The sequence below is a fragment of the Floridaenema flaviceps BLCC-F50 genome (genome assembly GCF_041929275.2).
Taxonomy (GTDB): Bacteria; Cyanobacteriota; Cyanobacteriia; order Cyanobacteriales; family Aerosakkonemataceae; genus Floridanema; species Floridanema flaviceps.
This window is the reverse complement of the sequence record NZ_JBHFNR020000001.1, coordinates 3,939,175-3,960,686: the sequence shown is the minus strand read 5'-3', so window position 1 is coordinate 3,960,686 and position 21,512 is coordinate 3,939,175. Positions and strand designations below refer to the sequence as shown.

General features: G+C 39.2%; 24 protein-coding genes, 1 tRNA gene and 2 pseudogenes. 10 read left to right on the top strand and 17 right to left on the bottom strand.

From position 1 onward, the window contains the following. Position 1: 1 nt before the first annotated feature. From ACE1CI_RS19160 to ACE1CI_RS19150, 3 genes are read right to left on the bottom strand one after another with little or no spacing between them, the layout of a single operon-like run. Positions 2 to 259, bottom strand: coding sequence for a ribbon-helix-helix domain-containing protein (locus tag ACE1CI_RS19160; RefSeq protein WP_413263108.1), 258 nt, complete (start codon positions 257 to 259; stop codon positions 2 to 4). A gap of 18 nt (positions 260 to 277) precedes the next feature. Then, on the bottom strand, positions 278 to 655 hold the full coding sequence (locus tag ACE1CI_RS19155; RefSeq protein WP_413263107.1) for an Imm10 family immunity protein: 378 nt from the start codon (positions 653 to 655) through the stop codon (positions 278 to 280). Positions 656 to 672: 17 nt separating this feature from the next. Beyond that, positions 673 to 1,281 carry a hypothetical protein gene (locus tag ACE1CI_RS19150; RefSeq protein ID WP_413263106.1) on the bottom strand — a complete coding sequence of 203 codons (609 nt, stop codon included), beginning with the start codon at positions 1,279 to 1,281 and terminating at the stop codon, positions 673 to 675. A gap of 588 nt (positions 1,282 to 1,869) precedes the next feature. On the opposite strand from ACE1CI_RS19150, the gene ACE1CI_RS19145 reads away from it, so the two are divergent. After that, positions 1,870 to 2,286, top strand: a complete 417-nt coding sequence (locus tag ACE1CI_RS19145) for a hypothetical protein (protein WP_413263105.1) — start codon at positions 1,870 to 1,872, stop codon at positions 2,284 to 2,286. 59 nt (positions 2,287 to 2,345) lie between these two features. Here ACE1CI_RS19145 and ACE1CI_RS19140 read toward each other — a convergent pair whose 3' ends face one another. Continuing rightward, complete coding sequence (locus ACE1CI_RS19140) at positions 2,346 to 3,566, bottom strand: acyltransferase family protein (RefSeq protein ID WP_413263104.1); 1,221 nt, start codon at positions 3,564 to 3,566, stop codon at positions 2,346 to 2,348. 29 nt (positions 3,567 to 3,595) lie between these two features. Then, positions 3,596 to 3,901, bottom strand: coding sequence for a 30S ribosomal protein PSRP-3 (locus ACE1CI_RS19135; RefSeq protein ID WP_413263165.1), 306 nt, complete (start codon positions 3,899 to 3,901; stop codon positions 3,596 to 3,598). 96 nt (positions 3,902 to 3,997) lie between these two features. On the opposite strand from ACE1CI_RS19135, the gene ACE1CI_RS19130 reads away from it, so the two are divergent. Further along, positions 3,998 to 4,834 carry a TIGR01548 family HAD-type hydrolase gene (locus ACE1CI_RS19130; protein WP_413263103.1) on the top strand — a complete coding sequence of 279 codons (837 nt, stop codon included), beginning with the start codon at positions 3,998 to 4,000 and terminating at the stop codon, positions 4,832 to 4,834. A 20-nt stretch (positions 4,835 to 4,854) separates the two neighbouring features. Beyond that, the gene (locus ACE1CI_RS19125; protein WP_413263102.1) at positions 4,855 to 5,388 is read left to right on the top strand and encodes a GNAT family N-acetyltransferase; all 534 of its coding nucleotides are present in this window, start codon (positions 4,855 to 4,857) and stop codon (positions 5,386 to 5,388) included. A gap of 140 nt (positions 5,389 to 5,528) precedes the next feature. Here the strand turns inward: ACE1CI_RS19125 and ACE1CI_RS19120 are convergent, their stop codons facing one another. The 3 genes from ACE1CI_RS19120 to ruvB form a co-directional block, all read right to left on the bottom strand. Beyond that, the gene (locus tag ACE1CI_RS19120; protein WP_413263101.1) at positions 5,529 to 5,888 is read right to left on the bottom strand and encodes a hypothetical protein; all 360 of its coding nucleotides are present in this window, start codon (positions 5,886 to 5,888) and stop codon (positions 5,529 to 5,531) included. A 192-nt stretch (positions 5,889 to 6,080) separates the two neighbouring features. Beyond that, positions 6,081 to 6,959 carry a tetratricopeptide repeat protein gene (locus ACE1CI_RS19115; protein ID WP_413263100.1) on the bottom strand — a complete coding sequence of 293 codons (879 nt, stop codon included), beginning with the start codon at positions 6,957 to 6,959 and terminating at the stop codon, positions 6,081 to 6,083. Positions 6,960 to 7,136: 177 nt separating this feature from the next. After that, a complete protein-coding gene (gene ruvB, locus ACE1CI_RS19110; protein ID WP_413263164.1) occupies positions 7,137 to 8,225 on the bottom strand; it encodes a Holliday junction branch migration DNA helicase RuvB in 1,089 nt (362 codons plus the stop codon). A gap of 70 nt (positions 8,226 to 8,295) precedes the next feature. On the opposite strand from ruvB, the gene hisF reads away from it, so the two are divergent. The 3 genes from hisF (at position 8,296) to ACE1CI_RS19095 (ending at position 9,519) form a co-directional block, all read left to right on the top strand. Beyond that, positions 8,296 to 9,063 (top strand): imidazole glycerol phosphate synthase subunit HisF, encoded by a 768-nt coding sequence (hisF, locus tag ACE1CI_RS19105; RefSeq protein WP_413263099.1) that lies wholly within the window; start codon positions 8,296 to 8,298, stop codon positions 9,061 to 9,063. A 106-nt stretch (positions 9,064 to 9,169) separates the two neighbouring features. Then, on the top strand, positions 9,170 to 9,382 hold the full coding sequence (locus ACE1CI_RS19100; RefSeq protein ID WP_413257240.1) for a hypothetical protein: 213 nt from the start codon (positions 9,170 to 9,172) through the stop codon (positions 9,380 to 9,382). 64 nt (positions 9,383 to 9,446) lie between these two features. Further along, positions 9,447 to 9,519, top strand: a tRNA-Ala gene (locus ACE1CI_RS19095). A gap of 168 nt (positions 9,520 to 9,687) precedes the next feature. Here the strand turns inward: ACE1CI_RS19095 and ACE1CI_RS19090 are convergent. Next, complete coding sequence (locus tag ACE1CI_RS19090) at positions 9,688 to 10,200, bottom strand: PIN domain-containing protein (protein ID WP_413263098.1); 513 nt, start codon at positions 10,198 to 10,200, stop codon at positions 9,688 to 9,690. Then, entirely contained in the window at positions 10,184 to 11,281 is a 1,098-nt protein-coding gene (locus ACE1CI_RS19085; protein ID WP_413263097.1) for a helix-turn-helix domain-containing protein, read from the bottom strand. Before ACE1CI_RS19085 ends, ACE1CI_RS19090 begins: the two co-directional genes overlap by 17 nt. Positions 11,282 to 11,359: 78 nt before the next feature. On the opposite strand from ACE1CI_RS19085, the gene ACE1CI_RS19080 reads away from it, so the two are divergent. Together ACE1CI_RS19080 and ACE1CI_RS19075 are read left to right on the top strand one after the other, a co-directional pair. Further along, complete coding sequence (locus ACE1CI_RS19080; protein ID WP_413263096.1) at positions 11,360 to 12,880, top strand: hypothetical protein; 1,521 nt, start codon at positions 11,360 to 11,362, stop codon at positions 12,878 to 12,880. Between the two features lie 356 nt (positions 12,881 to 13,236). Further along, positions 13,237 to 15,228, top strand: coding sequence for an N-6 DNA methylase (locus tag ACE1CI_RS19075; RefSeq protein ID WP_413263095.1), 1,992 nt, complete (start codon positions 13,237 to 13,239; stop codon positions 15,226 to 15,228). Here the strand turns inward: ACE1CI_RS19075 and ACE1CI_RS19070 are convergent, their stop codons facing one another. The 6 genes and pseudogenes from ACE1CI_RS19070 to ACE1CI_RS19045 all read right to left on the bottom strand — a co-directional run bounded on the left by ACE1CI_RS19070 (position 15,229) and on the right by ACE1CI_RS19045 (position 16,872). Further along, complete coding sequence (locus ACE1CI_RS19070; RefSeq protein ID WP_413263094.1) at positions 15,229 to 15,861, bottom strand: hypothetical protein; 633 nt, start codon at positions 15,859 to 15,861, stop codon at positions 15,229 to 15,231. Continuing rightward, positions 15,845 to 16,000 carry a hypothetical protein gene (locus tag ACE1CI_RS19065; RefSeq protein ID WP_413263093.1) on the bottom strand — a complete coding sequence of 52 codons (156 nt, stop codon included), beginning with the start codon at positions 15,998 to 16,000 and terminating at the stop codon, positions 15,845 to 15,847. The genes ACE1CI_RS19070 and ACE1CI_RS19065 overlap by 17 nt, the downstream gene beginning before the upstream one ends. Positions 16,001 to 16,125: 125 nt before the next feature. Continuing rightward, positions 16,126 to 16,275 (bottom strand): PIN domain-containing protein, encoded by a 150-nt coding sequence (locus tag ACE1CI_RS19060; RefSeq protein WP_413263092.1) that lies wholly within the window; start codon positions 16,273 to 16,275, stop codon positions 16,126 to 16,128. Positions 16,276 to 16,308: 33 nt separating this feature from the next. Then, positions 16,309 to 16,404: pseudogene (locus ACE1CI_RS19055) on the bottom strand (type II toxin-antitoxin system YoeB family toxin); the annotation flags it as partial. Then, a pseudogene (locus tag ACE1CI_RS19050) lies at positions 16,404 to 16,544 on the bottom strand (DUF5615 family PIN-like protein); the annotation flags it as partial. The pseudogenes ACE1CI_RS19055 and ACE1CI_RS19050, both read right to left, overlap by 1 nt. Then, a complete protein-coding gene (locus ACE1CI_RS19045; RefSeq protein WP_413263090.1) occupies positions 16,525 to 16,872 on the bottom strand; it encodes a DUF433 domain-containing protein in 348 nt (115 codons plus the stop codon). The gene ACE1CI_RS19045 and the pseudogene ACE1CI_RS19050, both read right to left, overlap by 20 nt. Before the next feature lie 127 nt (positions 16,873 to 16,999). Between ACE1CI_RS19045 and ACE1CI_RS19040 the strand changes: the two genes are divergently transcribed. Beyond that, on the top strand, positions 17,000 to 18,640 hold the full coding sequence (locus ACE1CI_RS19040) for an RluA family pseudouridine synthase (protein WP_413263089.1): 1,641 nt from the start codon (positions 17,000 to 17,002) through the stop codon (positions 18,638 to 18,640). A gap of 8 nt (positions 18,641 to 18,648) precedes the next feature. On the opposite strand, the gene ACE1CI_RS19035 is transcribed toward ACE1CI_RS19040, so the two are convergent. Beyond that, positions 18,649 to 19,440 (bottom strand): TspO-related membrane protein, encoded by a 792-nt coding sequence (locus ACE1CI_RS19035; protein ID WP_413263088.1) that lies wholly within the window; start codon positions 19,438 to 19,440, stop codon positions 18,649 to 18,651. A gap of 301 nt (positions 19,441 to 19,741) precedes the next feature. Here ACE1CI_RS19035 and ACE1CI_RS19030 point away from each other — a divergent pair, with 301 nt between their 5' ends. Continuing rightward, entirely contained in the window at positions 19,742 to 21,484 is a 1,743-nt protein-coding gene (locus ACE1CI_RS19030) for an ABC transporter ATP-binding protein (protein WP_459564023.1), read from the top strand. Positions 21,485 to 21,512: the final 28 nt, after the last annotated feature.

Below are 21,512 nucleotides of genomic sequence, written 5' to 3'. Positions count from 1 at the left end.
TTTAGCCTTTTTCCATCTGTTTTAGTTTTTCTTGTAATTGTTGAAAAACTAATTCACCATCAACAACTTTTCCCTGACAAATTTCTTCTGTTCCTGCGGCGATCTTTTCCCTTAGCTCAAGCAGTTGTTTTTCTTTAAGCTCTTGCTCCTCCAAAAGTTGAAATGCGATCGCTAATAACTCATCCACACTTTGATACTTACCTTGTTGTAGTTTCTCTAGGACAAACTTTTCTTGTTCTGGCTTTAAAGAAATTTGCATTTTTTCTCCTTTTGTCAATCAATCAACGAAATTCAACTTATCTTCATAACCCCGCATAATCTTCTGTAATACGTTACGTAACTCCTGAAAATCAGAATTCTTAAGTGAGAAATTAATTTCAATTTCGTCGTACCCTATACGAGTTGTGCTGGAGGAATTATAGTGAATAATAAATTTATTACGACTCAGAGTAACCCAATCGATTCCTCCATTTCCTCCCCAGCACTGATCGTCTAGCTCTGAGTAGATACTCTCCACATTAGGAAGATCCTCTTCTATATAACTGTCATCTCGTTGCATAATAAAATAGTGTTCGCCGTCATTCTCCTCAGAAAAACCAATACAAAGGTCACTATGATTAGCCTCAAATTCACTGGCATTAAAATTAAGTTTCATTAATTTAGTCCAATCAATTAACTAAATTGCACTGCATAACTTTTATTTGAATTAGGAATTTCTGGTAAGTTGCGGCTAACGATCGCAGGGGAAACAATATATTTTAACTTCGGATCTTGATATCCCACAAACCAAATGTAAACTTTTTCGCCAACGGTAATATCTCGATCGTCGGGTTGATGTAATTGCGGATTGTAGGGAACTTGTGCTAAAGGTGAGCCGATCGCTTCATATCCCCAATGAGCTAAAATTTTATCCAAAGGTTTGAACAAAGGTAAGATATTTTGTGCAGGTAAATCAGGGTGTTCTTGGACAAGTTTACAAACCGTAGGATAATTAGTTAAAAGAGTTTCTAACTGATAAAAGGTATTATATTGAAAATCTTCCCTTAATTTTTGCGATTGTTGCTGCAATTTTTGGCGGAGTCGCGCACATTCTTGGCGCAATTGAGCAATTTCTTTTTCTTCATCTGTATTAATTACATAAGCGTACTTGATAGGATGCACTCGCTTCGGAGTAACTGCAACCTTGACTGGAGAATGAGAGTAAACTAAGTGGAAAATAACTAAAACGCTGACCAACCACAGCACGCACCCAAACCAAAATAAATTAGGATCTTGGTTCATTTCTCATCACTCCAGCCTTGATTTACCGCTTTAAATGATTGTATTCCTAGAGAGGCGCAACAGAAATTCTTTTTAGGTGAAATTTATAAAATTTGGTGGCAAAGCGCGATCGCTGTTCTCTGTTATACCAAAACATTTCTTAACATACCTAAGCAATTCTTAATTGATTAACGAATAGTTACAAAACTCTTTGGCTTCAAAAATTAGGGAAAACTGTTCCCTGTTCCCTTGGTTAATGAAATAATTTACCAAAAAATTTTATCATTTCTTAGTAAAGCCGGAAAAATTTATCTAAGTGTAAGATTACAGATTTTATTAATGTAAATAGTAGAGCAGCGTGGTAGAAATAGCTATACAGTGAAAACTAGGACTTAAGCTCAGGTCGAAGCCCGGTTTTTCGTTACTACCCTGACGCTGAAATAAGCCAATTAGGTTCAAAAACCGGGAGGTGAGCGTAATTCCTAAAACAAGTGAAAAAACTTTATACAAGCCTTCTTTACTGAGAGCCTTCTGGCTTCTGACACTTATAGATAGGCTCTTGTATTAAGGCATTCTCAAACCGATCGCTCAAAAATTAACTAACAAGCCATGCCAAACAACCGCTTCATTTTGTACCACAAGCATCCCACAAGTGCGCGAGTCCAGTTTTTACGCCTCAATGGTACGGTTTGCCAATTTGATGGCTTACCTTCAGAATCGCAAATTATCGAAAGTTCACTCGAAGGTGAAGTGGCTACAGGTTTGGATGAGGCGATCGCACATATTGAACATAAATTAACTTTATCCACTGGTGAGCTAAAAATTGAACCAGAATTTTGGGCAAAAGTAGATTCAGCAGCAGATACTATTAATGTTTATTTAGCAGAGTTTACAAGCATCGATCCCCCGCATCAACAAATGGAAGAATTGGAAGGAAAATTTATTGCGCTTGCAGAAGGTCGGAGGTTAGATCCTACAGAATTAGAACTATTGCGACTAGTTTACTCCTTCTTAATGGACGGATAAAAAAGTTGGAGGGTAAGCAGGAAAAAATTGCCACCCTCCCCAAAATTTTTCGGTTTTTTTCATTTTCTAATCAATTGCCTACCGATAGCTAGGCTAGGAATTTCAATTTTACGATACCAAAATGCCGAGAGTCCAATAATAGGAAACCAAAGACAAAGACATACAGTAAAAAATACTATTGGTGATGGGGGCAAAGAAAGTTTCGTAACAATCAAAACGCTCAGATTGGCAATAATTGGTTGATGTAGCAGGTAAATACTATAGCTCCATAATCCAATCATACTGAGTGATTTAGAGAAAAATAAAGGGAAGGATAAATAACGTGGCACGCGATCGCCTCGACTAAGAAGTTTAGCGATTGCTGTAGCCGTTAATAACGCAAAGAAGAGAAAGGAAAAGAATGTTAATGGTTTCAGGAAATAGCTGCAAATGGCAGCCCCACCCCAAGCAATCAATGAATGGTTGGCAAATGGAATGGTACGCCCCAAAAGATATGCCTCAGCTATTACTGCACCAATAGACCAGCTATACCAATAAACAAACGGCGATCCTAAAAGATAAAAAGGCCACTCTACACCAGTGAATAGATAAATCAAATTCCATATACTGCGTAAGCTAATTTCCAGCATTGCGATCGCAACTAAGGTACGATGCCAACCAAACCGTGCCACCAACCCTAAAAGAACAGGGTAAAGAAGATAAAGCTGTACCTCAACTGCGATACTCCAAAAAGAACCGTTGAACCAATACCATGTTTTGTCAGAATAATCATGAAGAAGGGTCAGATGACTCGCTAGCTGAATTACACTTTCTAGCCCCCAGTGTATGTGTGTCCACGGCCAAAATAGTGCAAAAAGCAGAAGGGCAAATAAGTATGGCGGGTAAATTCGGAAGAACCGTCTAATAGTGAAGTCACGCCAGTTAGGGTTTCGCCGAAAGCTAAGGTGAATACAAAATCCGCTAACGACGAAAAAAACTGAGACACCAGCCCATCCAAAGTTAAAAGGCAGTAGAAACCAAAACGAACCGATTGATGTAAAATCTGGAACCCAACCTGCCCAAGGCAGGCGAGGAAAAAAAGCATACATAAAAGAATGGAAAAGAAATACAGAAATACAGGCTATAGCGCGAATCCGATCGAGAAACTCAAGATGTTTTTTAGCGTTATCCATGTAAGTAGGTGTAAGTAAATCTGAGTGCGTAAAAGTCCTACAAAAATCAAAGACACCTTCCCAGATTGCAACCAGGAAAGTGTCTTTGCTAAATTCAGAAATGACCAAAACATTAACTTGTGGCGACTTAGATACAATCAGGCGCTACCAGTAAAGGCAACTTCTGGGAACTTACCTTGCGCTTCTGACATGGGACGACGCTTGCCTTCCTCTTGCCAGTAGTTAATTACTTCTGTAGCCTTATTGAGAAGTTCAACTCGGTCTGTTTCAGAAATCCAGTGCTTGGATTCTAGCTCTTTTTTTAACTCTTCCCAAGCATCATTGCGCGGCCAAAAAAAGTATTTCGTCAAAGGACTTGTACCTTTGCCCACCACCTGATCAACTGCGATCGCTACATCCTTGTCTAACCAGAGAACCTTTAAAATAAACTTCGACAAACCCACCTCCGGGTTCAACCCAGACTTTTCGCGTCTTTACAACCTTTCTATAATAACCTAATTGTCTAACCTTTTTTCCTTAAATTTTCGAGGTAAATCAAATTGACAGCATCTAACCTAGACAAGAGTGTAAGTCGGGCATTGGCGATCGTAGTTTTTGATATTGATGGGGTCGTGCGCGATGTCGGCGGTTCCTATCGTCGGGCACTTGCAGACACAGTAGAACAATACACCAGCGGCGCTTATCGTCCCTCCCAAGTAGACATTGATACCCTAAAATCCGAAGGCGTATGGAACAATGACTGGGAAGCCTCCCAAGAATTAGTTTATCGGTATTTTGAAAAACAGGGACAAACCCGCGCAGAAATAGCCTTAGATTACAATACCTTAGTCGCCTTCTTCCAATCTCGTTATCGTGGCCCTAACCCAGAAAATTGGACAGGTTACATTTGCACAGAACCATTACTTTTAGAACCAAAGTATTTAGAAAGTTTGACAACCGCAGGAATACCTTGGGGTTTTTTCAGCGGTGCAACCAGAGGTTCAGCAGAATATGTTTTATGTAAACGTTTAGGATTAAAATCTCCCGTTTTAATCGCAATGGAAGACGCACCAGGAAAACCCGATCCTACCGGACTTTTCGCAACTGTGCAATTATTAGAACAGCAATTTTCCGCCGATGAAACCACACCAGTTATTTATGTAGGAGACACGGTTGCTGATATGTACACCGTAGAAAAAGCTAAGGTGTTGCAACCGAATCGTTTGTGGATAGGCGTAGGAATTTTACCACCTCATGTTTTACAAGAAACCTCTCAACAACTTGATGCTTATACGGCGAATTTAAAACAAGCTGGTGCCAAAATAATTCTGCGAAATGTGCAAGAGTTAACTGCTGGGAAAATTCAGGAATTAATTGCAATGGAAAACACCGTTTAAAAACCGAAATATACAGATCAATGATTATGATTGTAAGGGAAGCGACCCACAATGATGTACCTGCCATTGCCAGGGTTCATGTAGATACTTGGCGATCGACCTATCAAGGCATCGTGCCTGATGAACATTTGGCAAAGCTATCATACGAGCAAAGAGCAAACTTTTGGCATCAAATTTTTCATCTCCCTCCAGAAGATAGCAACTTTACTTTTGTTGCTGAGGAAGAATCTAGCAAGATTGTCGGTTTTGCGAACGGAGGAGTGGAACGTACAGGAGATCCCTTGTATAAAGGTGAATTGAATGCAATCTATATTCTACAAATCCATCAAGGAAAGGGAATAGGACGCTGTTTGGTGCAAGCGGTTGCAAAAATGCTGATTCAGTTAGGTATAAAATCTATGCTGGTGTGGGTTTTGGTTGATAATCCTGCTTGTCAATTTTATACTGCACTTGGCGGCGAACCAGTTCGGGAAAAAGAGATTGAAATTGGTGGGAAACGGTTGATTGAGGTAGCTTATGGTTGGAAAAATCTAGAGAATTTTGGATACGGTTAAGCAGCCCAAAATTGAATAGGGAAACTTGTGTTAGTGACAGGCAAAATGCCTGTCCTACAAACAAAAATTATTCCAATTTCAAAAATTTATCTAATGCTGCAACTAAAGAAGAAATTTATACTTTCCCTCCCTTCATCAAACTAAGTTGTTGTCGATTGTACGATCGCCTTCTTTTCCTTCTTCTTCTGAAGCATACTAAAACTACCGTAAATTATCGAAATTTCAAAAATATCTGTATGTATCAAAGCTGGTTTTAAGTGTGCTGCTTCACCCAAGTGAATACCAACTAAATCTGCTAATTCTGACTCTACTTCCTCTTCATCGTGAACATCCCATCTAATTTCACGACAATCTTTAAATAGTAGCGAATAAGGTAAGCGATCGCCTTTTGGATCGTACAAACATTCAACTAACACCTCAGTACCCCACCGAGAAATTTTTACATTTGTTACTAGAGATGTAAGACCACCTAAACCTAGCAAATTATAATCATCAGCCATATTAATTGCTCACTATTTCTCCTCCACCTACTCCAGAACTCGACACGCAATTACCTATATATATATAAATAGAAGAAACCGAGAGTACTTCTGCGATCGCACTTTCCCACTAAGTTGTTTTCGATTGTGCGATCGCCTTATTTTCCTGAAGCAAGTTAGTGACAGGCAAGATGCCTGTCCTACAAGAAAAAATTATTCCAATTTCAGAAACTTATCCAATGCTGCAACTAAAGAAGAAGGCCAACGACGGACAGTTTTCACCCATTCTATATCTTTATAACGATCGTCCAATCCCACCACAGCAACCCAGTTACTTTCCGCTTCTCCATGTTGTCCTTGTTCCCACAGCGCAGCTGTTAAAGCAGCACGCATATCGGGAAATTGAGGATATTTCCGAATCAAATTTCTCATGGTGCGAATTGCCACTTCTTTCTGCCCTATTTGATATAATGCTAGGGCATAATTGGCACGAGCAAAGGCAAATTCAGGGGCGATTTCAAAGGCTTTTTGGTAATCTGCGATCGCTTCATCCCATTGACCTAAACCTGCTTGGGCATTGCCTCGGTTATTATAACCCATTGCATCATTGGGAGCGATTTCTAGTAACTTATTGTAATCTGCGATCGCTTCCTCAAATTTACCCAATCCTTCTAAAGCTAAACCTCGGTTAAGATAAGGATCGGGCGCTGTTGGTGCCAGTTCCATTGATTTATTGTAATCTGCGATCGCTTCTTTCAGTTTATTTTGACCAGCCTTACTATTTCCCAAATTAGACCACAACGCCGGATTATCTGGAAACATTTCTACTAACTCATTCCAATAAGTTTCTGCTGCTACAAAGTCTCCTTTTTCTGTTGCATCAAAAGCCTTTTGTCCGATTTCATTGGCTTTTTTGTATTTCTCTTCATCGATACTAGGAGAAGGCGCAGTTTCCGGGGTTTCAATTTTCGGTAATTCGGTTTCATTAATACTAGGAGTTGTTGTCTCCGTTTGCGCCATCACTGGCGAAGTATTAAACCCAGCAAGAAACAAGATTACTACAGTTAGGAGAGTCAGAATTAAGCGAATCATCTTAATAGTGGGTAGTGGGTAGTTGGTAGTGGGTAGTTGGTAGTTGGTAGTTGGTAGTTGGTAGTTGGTGAATATTGCAGTCCTGTAATGAGATAAAATCTAAATCTAAAATCTAACATCTAAAATTTCCCAGTTTTGTAGGACAGGCATCTTGCCTGTCATCTCCAATCCCAAAAATTAATCATAACCTAAATGTTTCCAAGCGGCAGGTGTTACTGTTCTTCCCCGATGTGTTCTTTGCATTAACCCTATTTGCATTAAGTAAGGTTCGTAGACTTCTTCTATAGTTTGGGAGTCTTCTCCTGTTGCAGATGCGATCGTTTCTAATCCGACTGGTCCTCCGTTAAAATTTTCAATCATAGCCTTTAATATGAGGCGGTCTGTCCAATCTAATCCTAATGGGTCTACATTAAATAATGTTAGTGCGTCACTGGCAATTTTTTGGGTGATTTCGCCGGATGCTTTTACTTGACTATAATCTCTAACTCTTTTTAACAAACGATTGGCAATTCTGGGTGTACCGCGAGCACGTCGCGCTATTTCTGCTGCGCCTTCGGGAGTGATGGGAGTTTTCAAGATTTCGGCGGTTCGCAGTACAATTTGACTTAGTTCTTCGGGTTCGTAAAAGCGTAATCTGTGAATGATACCAAAGCGATCGCGCAAAGGTGAAGTCAAAGAACCAATCCTCGTTGTCGCTCCTACTAATGTAAAGGGTAGCAAAGGTAAACTCCGAGTTTTGGCAGATTGTCCTTTCCCGATCGTAATATCAACCCGAAAATCTTCCATCGCCGGATAAAGTAACTCTTCCGCCATCCGCGTTAACCGATGAATTTCGTCAATAAACAGGATATCTCCCTGTTTCATGCTCATTAGCAACCCCACAATATCACGGGGTCGTTCTAAGGCGGGTGCAGTCGTAATTTTGCAATTTACCTCCATTTCTGCGGCTAAAATTAAGGACATGGTGGTTTTCCCTAAACCGGGAGGGCCATAAAGTAAGAGATGATCTAAAGGTTCACCTCGGTTTTTTGCGGCTTGAATGGCGATCGTCAGGACTTCCTTCAGTTCCTTTTGTCCGATATAATCAGCAAGTCGCGGAGGTCTGAGACTTTCTTCCTGCTTTTCCTGTTCGTCAACAGCGGCGGTAGGTTGCAATAAGTTCTCCTCTGGCGCTTTCCGAGTCTGGCGCTTGCGGGTTGACTCTTGCCGTTGTTTGGGTTTACGCTCTGGTTCGGTAGGCTGTTGCTGGGAAGAAACGATCGCCATAGTTAAAAATATGGGTAGATTTTCCGCTAGTCTCTTATTATTCACCACTTCGAGGACGTGAGACATTGCTATGTTAGCTAAACGAATCTTACCTTGCTTAGATGTGAAAGCTGGGCGAGTCGTTAAAGGTGTTAATTTTGTGGATCTTAAGGACGCTGGCGATCCGGTAGAACTGGCGCAGGTTTATAATGACGCTGGCGCAGATGAGTTGGTGTTTCTTGATATTACCGCCACTCACGAAGACCGAGGCATTATTATCGATGTGGTGTACCGCACTGCTGAACAGGTGTTCATCCCTTTGACTGTCGGCGGTGGCATTCAATCCTTAGAAACAATTAAACAATTGTTAAGAGCGGGTGCGGACAAAGTTAGCATTAATTCAGCAGCGGTAAGAGATCCTGATTTTATTGATAAGGCAAGCGATCGCTTTGGCAATCAGTGTATCGTAGTAGCAATTGATGCCAGACGCAGAACCGATCCTACTAACCCGGGTTGGGATGTTTACGTGCGTGGAGGCAGGGAAAATACTGGTATAGATGCGCTCTGGTGGGCAAAAGAAGTAGAAAAACGCGGCGCAGGAGAATTATTAGTTACCAGCATGGATGCAGACGGAACCAAAGCAGGGTACGACTTAGAGCTTACCAGAACAATTGCTGACTCGGTGGAAATTCCTGTAATTGCCTCTGGGGGTGCTGGTAACTGTGGACACATCTATGAAGCTTTAACCAAGGGGCGGGCAGAAGCAGCACTCTTAGCTTCTTTGTTACATTACGGTCAACTCAGCGTTGCAGAAATTAAGAATTACTTAACAAATCATCAAGTGCCAGTTCGGGGGTGAAAATCCCTGAAATGTATATCTTAAGGAAGATTCCGGTTTTTTACTGGCAATCTATGACTTGGGCTGAGTATATTAAAATAGATGAAGTGTTACGATTCGTAAAAATATGTTGGTTGCTATTTTAATTTTTGATGTGGCTCTGGTAGCTTGGTCACTGCATCTGATGCAGGAAGCGTTCGATCAACAAGAGTTTTCCCTAATGTTGGCAGGTACTTTAGTCGCCCTGTCAGCAGCCGCAATGTTGGTGGTATACTTCCTGATGAACAGTTATATGGGCTATTTATCAGAAATGGCTCAACGTCCTTGTCTACTGTACTAAAAAATTTGTCGCTAAACCCTTGACAAGGAAATCAAAAATAAGGCATTATAGAAAAGCGTCAAACGGGGCTATAGCTCAGTTGGTAGAGTGCTTCAATGGCATTGAAGATGTCAGCGGTTCGAGTCCGCTTAGCTCCATAAACTTGTGTCGATTAAGACATTATTTGTTGTGACTTTACCCATAAGTTTACCGCAGTGGCAAATTTATGGTTCCAGTTCCTTAAAAAGGATTGTTATCTCCTAAGAAAATAAACCATATTACAGTTATTGTTGTAGCAAAGTTATAGGTAATTGCCCGATTTTTTCTTAGCTATTTAGTAGGGATTGATATCGTTTTATCCAACGATTTAAGTCATAAGCAGGAAGTCTCACTGTAGAATCTGCTTGAAAGAGCAGTAGAGCAGAATAAAGCTGGTTGACAGTAGCAACTCTGGCACTATACATTTCATCAATTCCCCAGAGAACGCCGTGAACTTCTATCCCAGAACTAGTTGCCAAGTTACGTAGATTGCGATCTCCTGTCATTAAAATGCAATCAGGTGTTTGTTCTGCAAGAACAAAAGCGAAGCAGTCATTTAACGTTAAGGTGGGATAATCTCGATTCACGCTTTGTACTCTGATAACTGCTTCACCAGGTAAGCTCAAAACTCTTAATTTTTCCTCTAAAAGTTCTCTTTCAGTATTGGAAAACTGCACTAACTCTTGCTCAAACAGAACATCTGGAATTACCAAATCGTAGGGAAGCTGAACAAAAGCCTCCAATAAGGAGGCTTTACGCAGATCGATCAAACAAGAGGTATCACTAATGAGAATTCGCATCTGCTGATTTGGGTCCTTTTAATCCCGCTTCTACTTTTTCAATTGAGCAACGCAAGAGTTCTGATGCTTTAGGAACTGAAATTAAATCTTCAGCTAAGGCGCGGTAGCATAACCTCTCAAAGCGTCGGGGTTGCTCATATTGACCTCTTTTATCCTCCGGTTCTAATTCTTCTGGCTCTTTAGTACGCCAAGTTCGAGCCACAGATTGGAACATATAGGTAAGCACAGAACTGGATATAACGCCAATGTCTCGCAGACGGACAATTAATGCTGCACCACTGACTCGATAGATTAGTTTTAGGGACATTAATTCTCGATATCCTAGAGAGTTACGATGCTTGCCAACTTCCTTTTCTAAATGAGAACGAGGCATAAGAAAAGCTCCGGCAAATCTGGTTGCTGCATATTCTTCCTCTTTTTCTGACAAATACTGAGGATCTATCAAGCGATGGCATAGCTCATGAGCAAGAGTTAGCCTTCGACGTTCCAGAGAACATATTTTGTTAACAATAATTACTGGCAAATCAGCTAAATCACCTGGTCTTTTCACGAGACAGGTAAAACCTGATATTCGCTCTGGAAGGTCAACGATTAGAACTTTTAAGCCTTTCTCTTCTAAAAGCTCTGTCATATTAGGAATCGGATCTAGACCGAGTTTCCAGCGATCGCGTACACGATTAGCAAGGTCTTCTGATTCCTCAATAGAATGAACGGTTTCTAATTGCTCAAATGGCTTTTTCCAATGGCTAACGTCTAGTTCAAGAATCTGTTCAATTTGAAGGTATCGCTCTACCCATTCGATAACTTCGGTTTCGACACGAGCGCGATCTTTAACAGTAGTGCTTGCTTTGGTACGAAAGTCAACAGAAGTTAGCTCAATCCTTTGGCTATCCATTAGGTAAGCGATAGTCACTCCCAACGCTTTGCTAAGAGCAATCAATACGTCAGAGCTGGGGGTCATTTCACCACGCTCATATTTGCCGATCGCCTGGGCGGACACTTTGCCACCCAGAGCTTCAGCCAGATCGCGCAATGAATAGCCCGCTTTCTTGCGAGCTAGTTTAATACGAGTGCCAATCATCTGGTGGTTGGTTTACAAATTTATTGCTAATATATGTATTGTAAACCAATTTTAAATCACAATCAATAATATCAAGCGATGAATGTTGTCAGCAAAGCGCCATTTCAAGGTATTGAGCTACACTGCATGGGTTATTTTCCGATTACTTTTCTGGAAAGGCGTGAAAGTTATGAAACCACATTGAATTTGTTTGAAATTTCGCCAGAATTTTCCGACAATACAAGCATTCTAAATCGTCCTACTCACGTTTTCCGTAGTTCCCCAGAAGTATTTGAAAAACTAAAGCAGAAAGCTATGGAAAATAAAGATTTTCTCCATGTAGAAATTGTCGAAAGTGATTCCGATTTAGGATTGCCTTGCTATCTTTATGCTAAACACAAATCAGGAGAAGAAATTTTCTTTGATGGAATCATCTTTAGAATTACTTCAAAAGTAAGTGATGAAAAGTATGATCTCGCAGATGCAATGTCTAGAATGAGCGAGAGCGATCCACCTCATCCTCAATCTATAAAATCTTTTAATGGTGCAATTGAAAAGATTCAACCTAATCTTCCTTTGTCTGTTTATACATATCTTAGATTTTACACAGCTTTAAAAACTGATTGGGACCTTCTTAAAATTGAAGCTAATGGAGATCCTTCAATGCAAATACCGCTTAGGGGAAGTAAATACAGTTTTTACATAGGAGATTACGAGAGAACCTTAAAACTTATAGCGCATGATTTCTATCAAAGCGTTGAAATTAAGAAGTGGAGACAACATATCTCATCAAAAATTGACGAGGCTAGAAATTGTTTTCAGGCGGCTTCAGATGCTTTTGTTGAGCTTTCTAAACCTTTCTATTATCTTAACTCCAAGTTTGGCTCTTGGTCTAAAGCAAAGAAAGGATTCACTTACCTCCTTCAGGAATTACCTCTGCTCTACCGTTATGAACTTCTTATTGAAGCTTATGAAAAAATTGCTGACGAGAATTTAAATAATGATAATCGTTCTGCTGTAGCCCATTGGGAAAAGTACTTTTTTAAGGGAGAAATAGAGAATAATCAGATCGCAAATATATCTGAAAAACCCCTTATTCCAAATTATACAGAAGATATTCCTTCTTTAAAGGCTGATGTTGCAATACTAAAAAATGCTCTTCATGAAAGTTTTGCTTTGAATAAAGACCTATTCGCCTCAGTCCAAACAGAGTTTGCAGTTTATTCAATTTGGGTTGCAATTTTAGGAATAGTTATTCCACAAGTTTTAGGAGCCTTACCATTGTTGAAATCACCTGCACTAAATCATTCAAGTGAATCAGAAAACCTGTCTAAAGTAGATGTGTATTCATTGCCAACTTCTTCATTAGCATCTCTAGCTTCTAATCAAACCATTTTATCGTTTGAAACGAGCAGAAATGCGGTGAGGATTTTTACTCGAAATGGTCAGACTTTAATGAATATTTATAACAAACAAAGGCGTGTTACTTGGGTAAATAGCGTTCCTGTCCATGTCGAGCAAATTTCTGGAGGAATCCGCTACTCCAATTTGCAAAATAAAGTTGTCGTAGAAGTAGTTAATTCACCAGTATTATTTCTCAACCGTGAGATCGCTCGGTGAGTTTTGATAATGTTTGGCGATTTACCATCATTGGAAAGTACTACAGATATAGTATAACTAGCAGAACATGAAACATGGTTCTGCTAGTGTCAAATCGATCCATACTGAATTAGGTCTAATTTTGTCCGAGCGCACTGCCATTTGAAGCAACGACAGCTAAAATGTTAATTTTTTTAAAAACGACAAGTAAAATGTTAAATCTTTCCGATGAAGCCGAATAGTGTTAAAATAACTGAAAGCTTTAATTAGCAAAGATTACAAGCTCATAAATTTGCCCGACACTCATTTGTTAAAACGGCATTTATTTGTTGTGGTTAACAGATAAATGTGATGAAAACCGATCGCGTAAACAAACTATGCCCAAACGTTCAGTCAAAGCCGATGTGAGGCAATTATCATTATTTCTAGGAATAGGTACACCTAAAGAGATATTCAGAAATCTTCGTAATTATTTAGCTGGGCAGTTTGTTGGCGCAACTCGTGATGAAATTCTTTTAGACGAGATCCTTAAATGTTTATTTTGCAAGCTTTACATCGAGTTAGGGCTTGCTTTTGCTCCTCAAGCTGAGATGTATTCAGTAGATTATGCAAACAGAATTCGGGCTGTTTTTATCCAAGTTCGAGAAGATTTTCCAGATATTTATAACTCAAATTCGGAAATTCTCTTAGATACGGAAGCAATTTATAGAGTTGTTAGCGATTGTTCTTTTTCGTTGATTGATGGAACAAGTGATGCGATCGCTGATGCTTTTGAAGTTTTTGTTGGCAGTGAATCACGAAGTCGTTCCGGTCAATTTTTTACCCCTCGTTCTGTGACTGATTTACTAGTTAAAGCAGTCGCTCCAAAACCGGGAGAATCAATCATCGATCCTGCTTGTGGTGCTGGAGGTTTTTTGACTTCAGTCGCTCGTTACTGGTATCAAGAAGGAATGTCTACACCAGAAATTTCTCACTTTGCTACTGAGAATTTTTGGGGAATTGATAAAGACGAATATTTAGTTAATCTGGCAAAGCTTCACATTTCCCTATTAACAGGCGGACATCCAAATATTTTATCTGGAGACAGTTTGGCATTACAAAACGAGCTTTTTCCACTTCGAGACAAAGCAGAAAGTCAAGGTTTTGATGTAGTTTTAGCTAATCCACCTTTTGGGGTTCGTATCGTTGCCGCTAGACCTGAAGTATTAGAAGAATTTCAATTAGCTCGGAAATGGAAGTTCTATTCTCAACTGGAAAAATGGTGTCCGACAACAGAAGTAAGGAGCCAAGTACCTCCACAAGTCTTGTTTGTTGAAAGATGTCTATCTCTCTTGAAAGAAGGCGGAAGAATGGGAATTGTTCTTCCTGAAAGCATTTTGTCTAATAAGTCTTACAGATACGTTGTTGAGTATATTTTAGAAAAGAGTAATATTCAAGCTGTAATTGGGATGCCTGAAGCATTATTTAAAACTTCAGGTAAAGGAGGTACACATACAAAAACTTGTCTTTTAGTTGCTGAAAAAAAGGGTAAAGATTCACAGCAAAATAATTTGATTTTTATGGCTGAGGCTAAGTGGTGTGGTCAAGATTCTCGCGCCAGAACTATTCCTAATAATGATTTACCTAAAATTGCGGATAATCTGAAACTTTTGCAAGAAAATCAACCTTTTACTAAATCTCCTCTGGGTTTTTTGGTCGATGCTGATTCAATTCAATCAAATGTATTATGTCCGAGATATTACGATCCCCAAGTTAATGAAAATTTAGCATCTTTAGAAAACACTCATACTTTATTGACCTTTGGGCAACTTTTGAAAGATGGAATTTTAAAGGTGTCTACAGGTGATGAATTGGGTAAACTTTCTTATGGTACTGGCGATATTCCATTTATCAGAACTTCTGATATTAGTAACTGGGAGTTAAAGGCAGATCCTAAGCATGGAGTTGACCGCAAAATATTTGAATCTTTTAAAAGAAAGCAAGATGTTCAAGTGAATGATATTTTGATGGTTAAAGATGGTAGTTATTTGATTGGGACTTGTGCGATCGTCACTGAGTACGATCAAGAAATAATTTATCAAAGTCATTTATATAAAATTCGGACAATGGCGAATAATTTAGGTTTAAATCCATTTCTATTGTTAGCTATTCTGAGTTCGCCAGTTGTGCAACGTCAAATAAAATCTAAGCAGTTCACACAAGACATTATTGATAGTCTTGGGGAAAGAATTAATGAACTTATTCTACCAATTCCTAAATCTGAGGAATTGTGTAATGAAATTACAGAAATGGTGAAAAAAGTTATTAGCGATCGTGTGGAAGCTAGAGAACTTGCCAAAAAAGCTAGATTAGCTGTTGCAGGTTTGTAATTATACCAAGCCTTCATTCTCATAGTTTTGGGCAATTCGCTTTAGTAAATTTCGGACTTCTTCCAAGCTCATACTGCCTTGAATCCTGTTGCCATTGGCAGAAATCCAAGCTATATTTTCTGGTGTGTGCCCGAAAACAAGACTATTTGGATCGTTAAGTTTGAGTGGGTTAAGATGCCCTACTTGAAAATGGGATTTTCCGTGATAAGGATTCATCAGTTCATTTTGAAACTCTTGAAAAACAAGCGGTTCAAGGGTAATCGGACATCGAGATGTTTTCAAGTCTTGCGGCAGAATTCCTCGATATTGGAGCATCTTTTGCGAGTTTTCTGGAAAGCCTTGAAACGCACAAAGTTGTGTAATCAATTCATATTCAATTGCTATACAAACCCGTCTGAAAGCAAAATGAACTGAGCGAGGGTGAACTTCCCAGCGTTTTTCTCGATTTGTTTTGTGAACTCCGGTTAATACTCGATCGGTTAAGTATGTTTTCACTTTGATTTTATCGTCAAGAACTTTCTTAAAAAATGTAGCATCAGGACTTGTTTTAGGATTGGTAAGGTATTGCCGAAGTTTCAGAGTTCTAATTACATTTGCATCGACAATCCAGGCAACATTAATAAATGCCACCATTTCCTTCAATATCTAATTCAAATTTTTGAATGTTGGATTTTTGCCATCTTGTTAAATCATTGCTTGTAAACAAATCTGACACTTTATAATCTTGCTGGAAATCTCGATCGCCTAAAATAAATTTTTGTAGTTTTCTCAAAACCTCGAAAACGGTTGTTTTGCCCGAACCATTTGACCCTAAAAATAAATTTCAGCTATCTACTGTCAATTCAAAATTGACCAAGCATCTAAAATTATTTACATAAATTCTCTTCAGCATAATTTTTATTGATTAAAGTTTGGGTATTTGTTGTCATAACTAAAGGTGAATTTAATTGCCTTATTATGACATAGTATTGCTTCGAGCGATCGACGTACTGCACCTGTCCTGTCGCGTAAAACATCAATCCAGACAGATGTATCAATCAGAAACATTTCGATTTTCCCGTAAAACCTGATAATCGTAGTCCTTGACCAAAAACCACTTAACTCGTATTTCAGAGGTTCAGGTTTACCTAATCCTTCAAAGGGCGATCGATCTATATCCTTAATTAATTCAACAATAGTAAAATTTCTGGATCTAATGTACCTTTGGGTGGAGCAGTGATATCCCCAACTGCTATCACGAATAAATTTGGGTTAAGACGGCGCAGTTGATTTGTATAAATGGGATCGACATTTTCATCAATAAGATACTTGAGCATTATCAGTTGAGTTTGCCAATTTTTGAGCTTTCAGTTTTCTCAGTTTCTCTACAATTGGGCGAGGATTACGCTGTTGTTCTGCTCGCATTTTATCGCCCCATTCTAACCAATCGGTCATGTAAGCTTCAACTGCTGGCTTGTTATGCAAGTAGTATAAAATTGTTGCATAGACCTGTTCTAAGGTTAGTGAAGGATAGGTTTTAGCAATCTCTTCTGGAGTTTTGGCACGAAAAAGGTGGTCAAATAAAATTGTTTCGATGCCGATTCGTGTGCCTTTGAGCCGAATGTCATCAGGAGCCAAAAAATTAAAGTAATCTTCTAGGATCACGGTTCTCTAAGCCTAAAACTAACAATGTTATTAGCAGGATTTTAGCATTTATTAGCCTCAAAATCTGCGAGCGACTCCCCTACCATTTGAGCTAAACTATTATTACTTAGCTCTCCCACACTATTATATGGTAATTCTTCATCAACTTGTTGATTTTATACATAGCAATTTTGCTGTTAGTGATTCATCTATTAGTTATTGGTATCAAGGATATTGTCCCCAAACTGGGGATTTATTGAAGTTACCTCGCACGCCGTTAGCGGAAGCGATCGCAAAAACTTTAATGCAACAATTGAAGAGTGACGATCGCTTTTCCCATGAGGGCAAAATGTATGGCATATTAATTGTAGAATTGCCCAATGGCGAATTAGGAGTTTTAAAAGCTTTTTCAGGGCTTCTTAATAGTTGTAGCGTGGTAGAAGGTTGGGTTCTGCCGATTCCGGGAAGGGAGGAATTAGTATTAGAAGAAAGTCGCACTTTAGAGCAATTGTCAGCGATTAAAAATGAATTAATTAGGCTGAAGCAACTCCCGGAAAGAGAAGAGTATGAAAGGCTGTTTCGGGAGTTTGAGGAGAAGTTGCGGGAAATGTGCGATCGCCATCAACATTCTAAACAACAACGCCAAGAAAAACGCCAACTTCTCTGCCAAAATTTGACAGGGGAAGCACTCAACCAAGCTTTAGAAGAACTGAATCATCAAAGTCGTTTAGAGGGAATTGAGAAACGAAAACTTAAACGCCAAAGAGACGATCTATTACTACCAATTAAACAGTTAATTATTCAAGCAGATGCCCAAATTCGGGAATTAAAAAAACAGCGTCAAGAATTATCTCGTCAGTTACAAACGCAAATGCACGCTGTTTACTCCTTAACTAATTTTTCGGGAAAATCTCTCACTTTACAACAATTAATTCCCGGAGGTTTACCCACTGGAACGGGGGATTGTTGCGCCCCCAAACTGTTACATTATGCTGCAACACATAATCTGAAACCTTTGGCAATGGCTGAGTTTTGGTGGGGGAAAAGTTCTGTTAATGGTGATAAAGTTGCTGGTGAGTTTTATGGTGCTTGTGTAGAACGCTGTCAACCATTAATGGGGTTTTTGCTATCGGGAATGACTCCGAGAGAAGCAAGGGAAAAAATTGATATTGTTTATGAAGATGAATGGTTAATTGCTGTAAATAAACCTGCGGGATTACTTTCTGTACCTGGACGTTACAGCTATAACCAGGATAGTGTTATTAGTAGGTTGCGTCAAGTTTTACCAGATGGAATGATGTTGACTGCTGTACATCGTTTGGATCAAGAAACTTCGGGAGTTTTATTGTTAGCGCGTCACCGGGAAAGTTATCGCCTATTGAGTCAACAGTTTGAAAAAAGACAAGTTCGGAAAGTTTATGAAGCGGTGCTTTCTGGGATTGTGTTAATTGACAAAGGTGCGATCGAGTTACCGCTTTGGGGAGATCCAGAAAATCGCCCGTTTCAGAGAGTTAATTGGCAATATGGTAAACCGAGTGTAACTCATTTTCAGGTGATTGCTAGGGAAGGGAATTACACTCGTGTTGAGTTTTTTCCAGTGACAGGACGTACTCATCAAATTAGAGTTCATGCTGCTGATGAGCAAGGGTTGGGAATGGCGATTTTAGGCGATCGACTTTATGGCTGTAATGCTAACGTGGATCGCTTACATTTACACGCCAAAGAAATTTGTTTTGGGCATCCCCAGTTAGGGGAAAGTTTAACTATTCAAGCGAAAACTCCGTTTTGAAATATGATCTATCTGCTAATTTCCCTGTTATTGGTAATTTTTTCAAAGACGATCAGTGCTACTAAGGCGATCGCACTCACTAACGCAGTAATCCAAATTACAGGGTTAGCCAAATGACGCAAAGCAATTGCTACATAAGCCCAAACATACACTAATGTAAAAGCAATATCTCCTCTTTGGATGGCAACAATCGCAGCAATAACTGTACCGATAATCAGCATAATAGCAGTCCAACCAGTATCATTAATTCCCCAACCATCCCAACCAGAAATGTAAAGCGCCGAGGCAATATTGACAATTGTTGCTACGGAAATCCAACCGAGATAAATACTAAAGGGAATTTGCGCGAACCATCTTCTGTCCCGCGATACTTGCGATCTGCCATTTCTTAATAGCAAATAAATTCTAATTAATGGCAACAGAATAATTAACATTGCCACTACGGAAAGCCAAAAGAAACGCAAAGTAAACAAATATACCCAAAAAATCTGCGCCAAACTAGCCAGAATTACCAAAGCATTAACTTGTTGGATGGTGGATCTTCCACGCTGGGAAGGACGAAATTGATAAAGGCTGTAGGCAATTAATCCTAAGTAAATTAATCCCCAAATAGCAAAGGCATAGTTGGCGGGAGTTATCAGTACACCTTGTAAAATGGTGTTAGCAATTTCACCAATATTTCTACCTCCGGGAGGGAAGAAGTTTGATAGGATGTTAACAATCAGGGTGGCGAAGATGGCGATTAGAGTGGCGATCGATAATACCAACCCGGAACTAGTTTCTTGTCTCAATGTGTTCATAAATTTAGATAGCCAAATCACTCAACACTACATTTTAAAGGATATTATTATGGGAAGTGAGCGAGCGCACTATTAATGAAAGCAACTCACACTTTTCATTAAAGTAGAGTATTTTGGGTAAAAATAGCTTATCCTAATATCAGTCAATCCATGTCATCCAAATGCTCAGAAATTTGTCAATTGGTTTAAAAGTTTATACAATTTGCCATAAAAGCTCGAAGTAACATTTAGAATAAAACTCTTTTATCAGCAAAAAAAGGTGAATCAATTGCAGCAACCAGAATCTCAAAATAATTCATCGATGCTACCACTCCAGCGAGTGCTAGGAAGCCTCAGCGCTTACCGTTGGACTGCATGGGGAGCATTACTTAGTTTGTTGCTTTTAACAGCTGCTAATGCGGTAACTCCGCAACTATTTCGCTGGGCGATCGATGAGGGTATTAGCAAAACAAACCCGAAAATTATAGTTTACAGTGCCGCCTGGATGGTTGTGGCTGCGATCGCACGGGGTTTATTTAATTTCGGGCAAAGTTTTTGGGCAGAAATGGCATCTCAGGGAGTTGTTTACGATCTGCGAAATCAGATTTTTACGAAAATTCAAAACCTGAGTTTTAGCTATCACGATCAAGCACAAACTTCTCAATTATTAACTCGTGTCACCAGCGATATTGAACAAATTCGCACTTTTTTAAGTACTAGTTTAATCCAGGTAATTAGTGCTATAGTCACGTTAGTTACTATTGCTACAATTTTACTGGTAATGAATTGGGAATTAGCATTAATTAGTTTAACAGTTGTGCCTATGTCGGCATGGTTGTTGGCACGATTTTTGCAAAAAAATAGTAAGTTATTCGGACAAGTACAACAACAATTGGGAGAGCTTAATACTGTATTACAAGAGAATTTGTTTGGTGTGCGAGTGGTGAAAGCATTTGTCCGGGAATCAGCCGAAACTCAGCGTTATACAACGCTCAATGATGCTTTGCTGAAAACCAATATGAAAACTATTTTCGCCATTCGTAATACTTTTCCATTCATCTTTTTATTGAGTAATTTAGTCTCAGTAGTTGTGGTTGGTTATGGCGGAATTGCAGTAATTAAAGGGAGATTTTCCATTGGGGAATTAGTAGCATTTAACTCTTATTTACTATTAATTTTGCAACCCGTTTTGTTAATTGGTTTTGCGGCTCCAGCGATCGCGCAAGCAGCTGCATCTGCTCAAAGAGTTTATGAAGTAGTAGATGCAAAAGTTGAAATTCGCGATCGCCACGATGCTATCCCATTTCAAACTTGTGGTGGTAGAATTACCTTTGAAAATGTTAGTTTTCGCTACCCTGGAGCGACTACAGAAGCCATAAAAGGTATTTCTTTTGAAACTAAACCTAAAGAATTAATCGCTATTTTAGGGATGACTGGTTCGGGTAAAAGTACAATTATTAACTTAATTCCTCGGTTTTATGATGTGACTTCCGGCGCAGTGAGGATTGATGGGCGAGATGTGAGAGATTTTACTTTAGCAAGTTTGCGATCGCACATTGGCATTGTTTTCCAAGAAACTACTTTATTTTCTGGTACGATTCGGGAAAATATTACTTATGCCAATCCTCATGCCACAATGGAACAAGTAATTGAGGTAGCAAAAACTGCTCAAATTCACGATTTTATTGTGAGTTTACCTGATGGTTACGAGACAATTGTAGGGGAAAGAGGCGTAGGTTTATCTGGTGGACAAAAGCAGAGAATTGCGATCGCTCGTACCTTACTAACAAATTACAGCATTCTCATTTTAGATGACAGCACTTCTGCGGTTGATGCCAGAACTGCGGCGCAAATTCAGGAAGAACTCGATTATTTAATGCGGAAAAAAACCTGTACAGCTTTTGTCATTGCTCAAAGAATTAGTACCGTGAAAAATGCCGATCGAATTTTGTTAATGGATAAAGGAAGATTAGTAGCGCAAGGAACTCATGAAGAATTGATGAGAACTAGTCCTTTATATGGAGCCATTTTGGAATCCCAAGTGAAGCAACCAAATAAAACATAAAATTTTTAGGAAAATAATGTTAAAATCT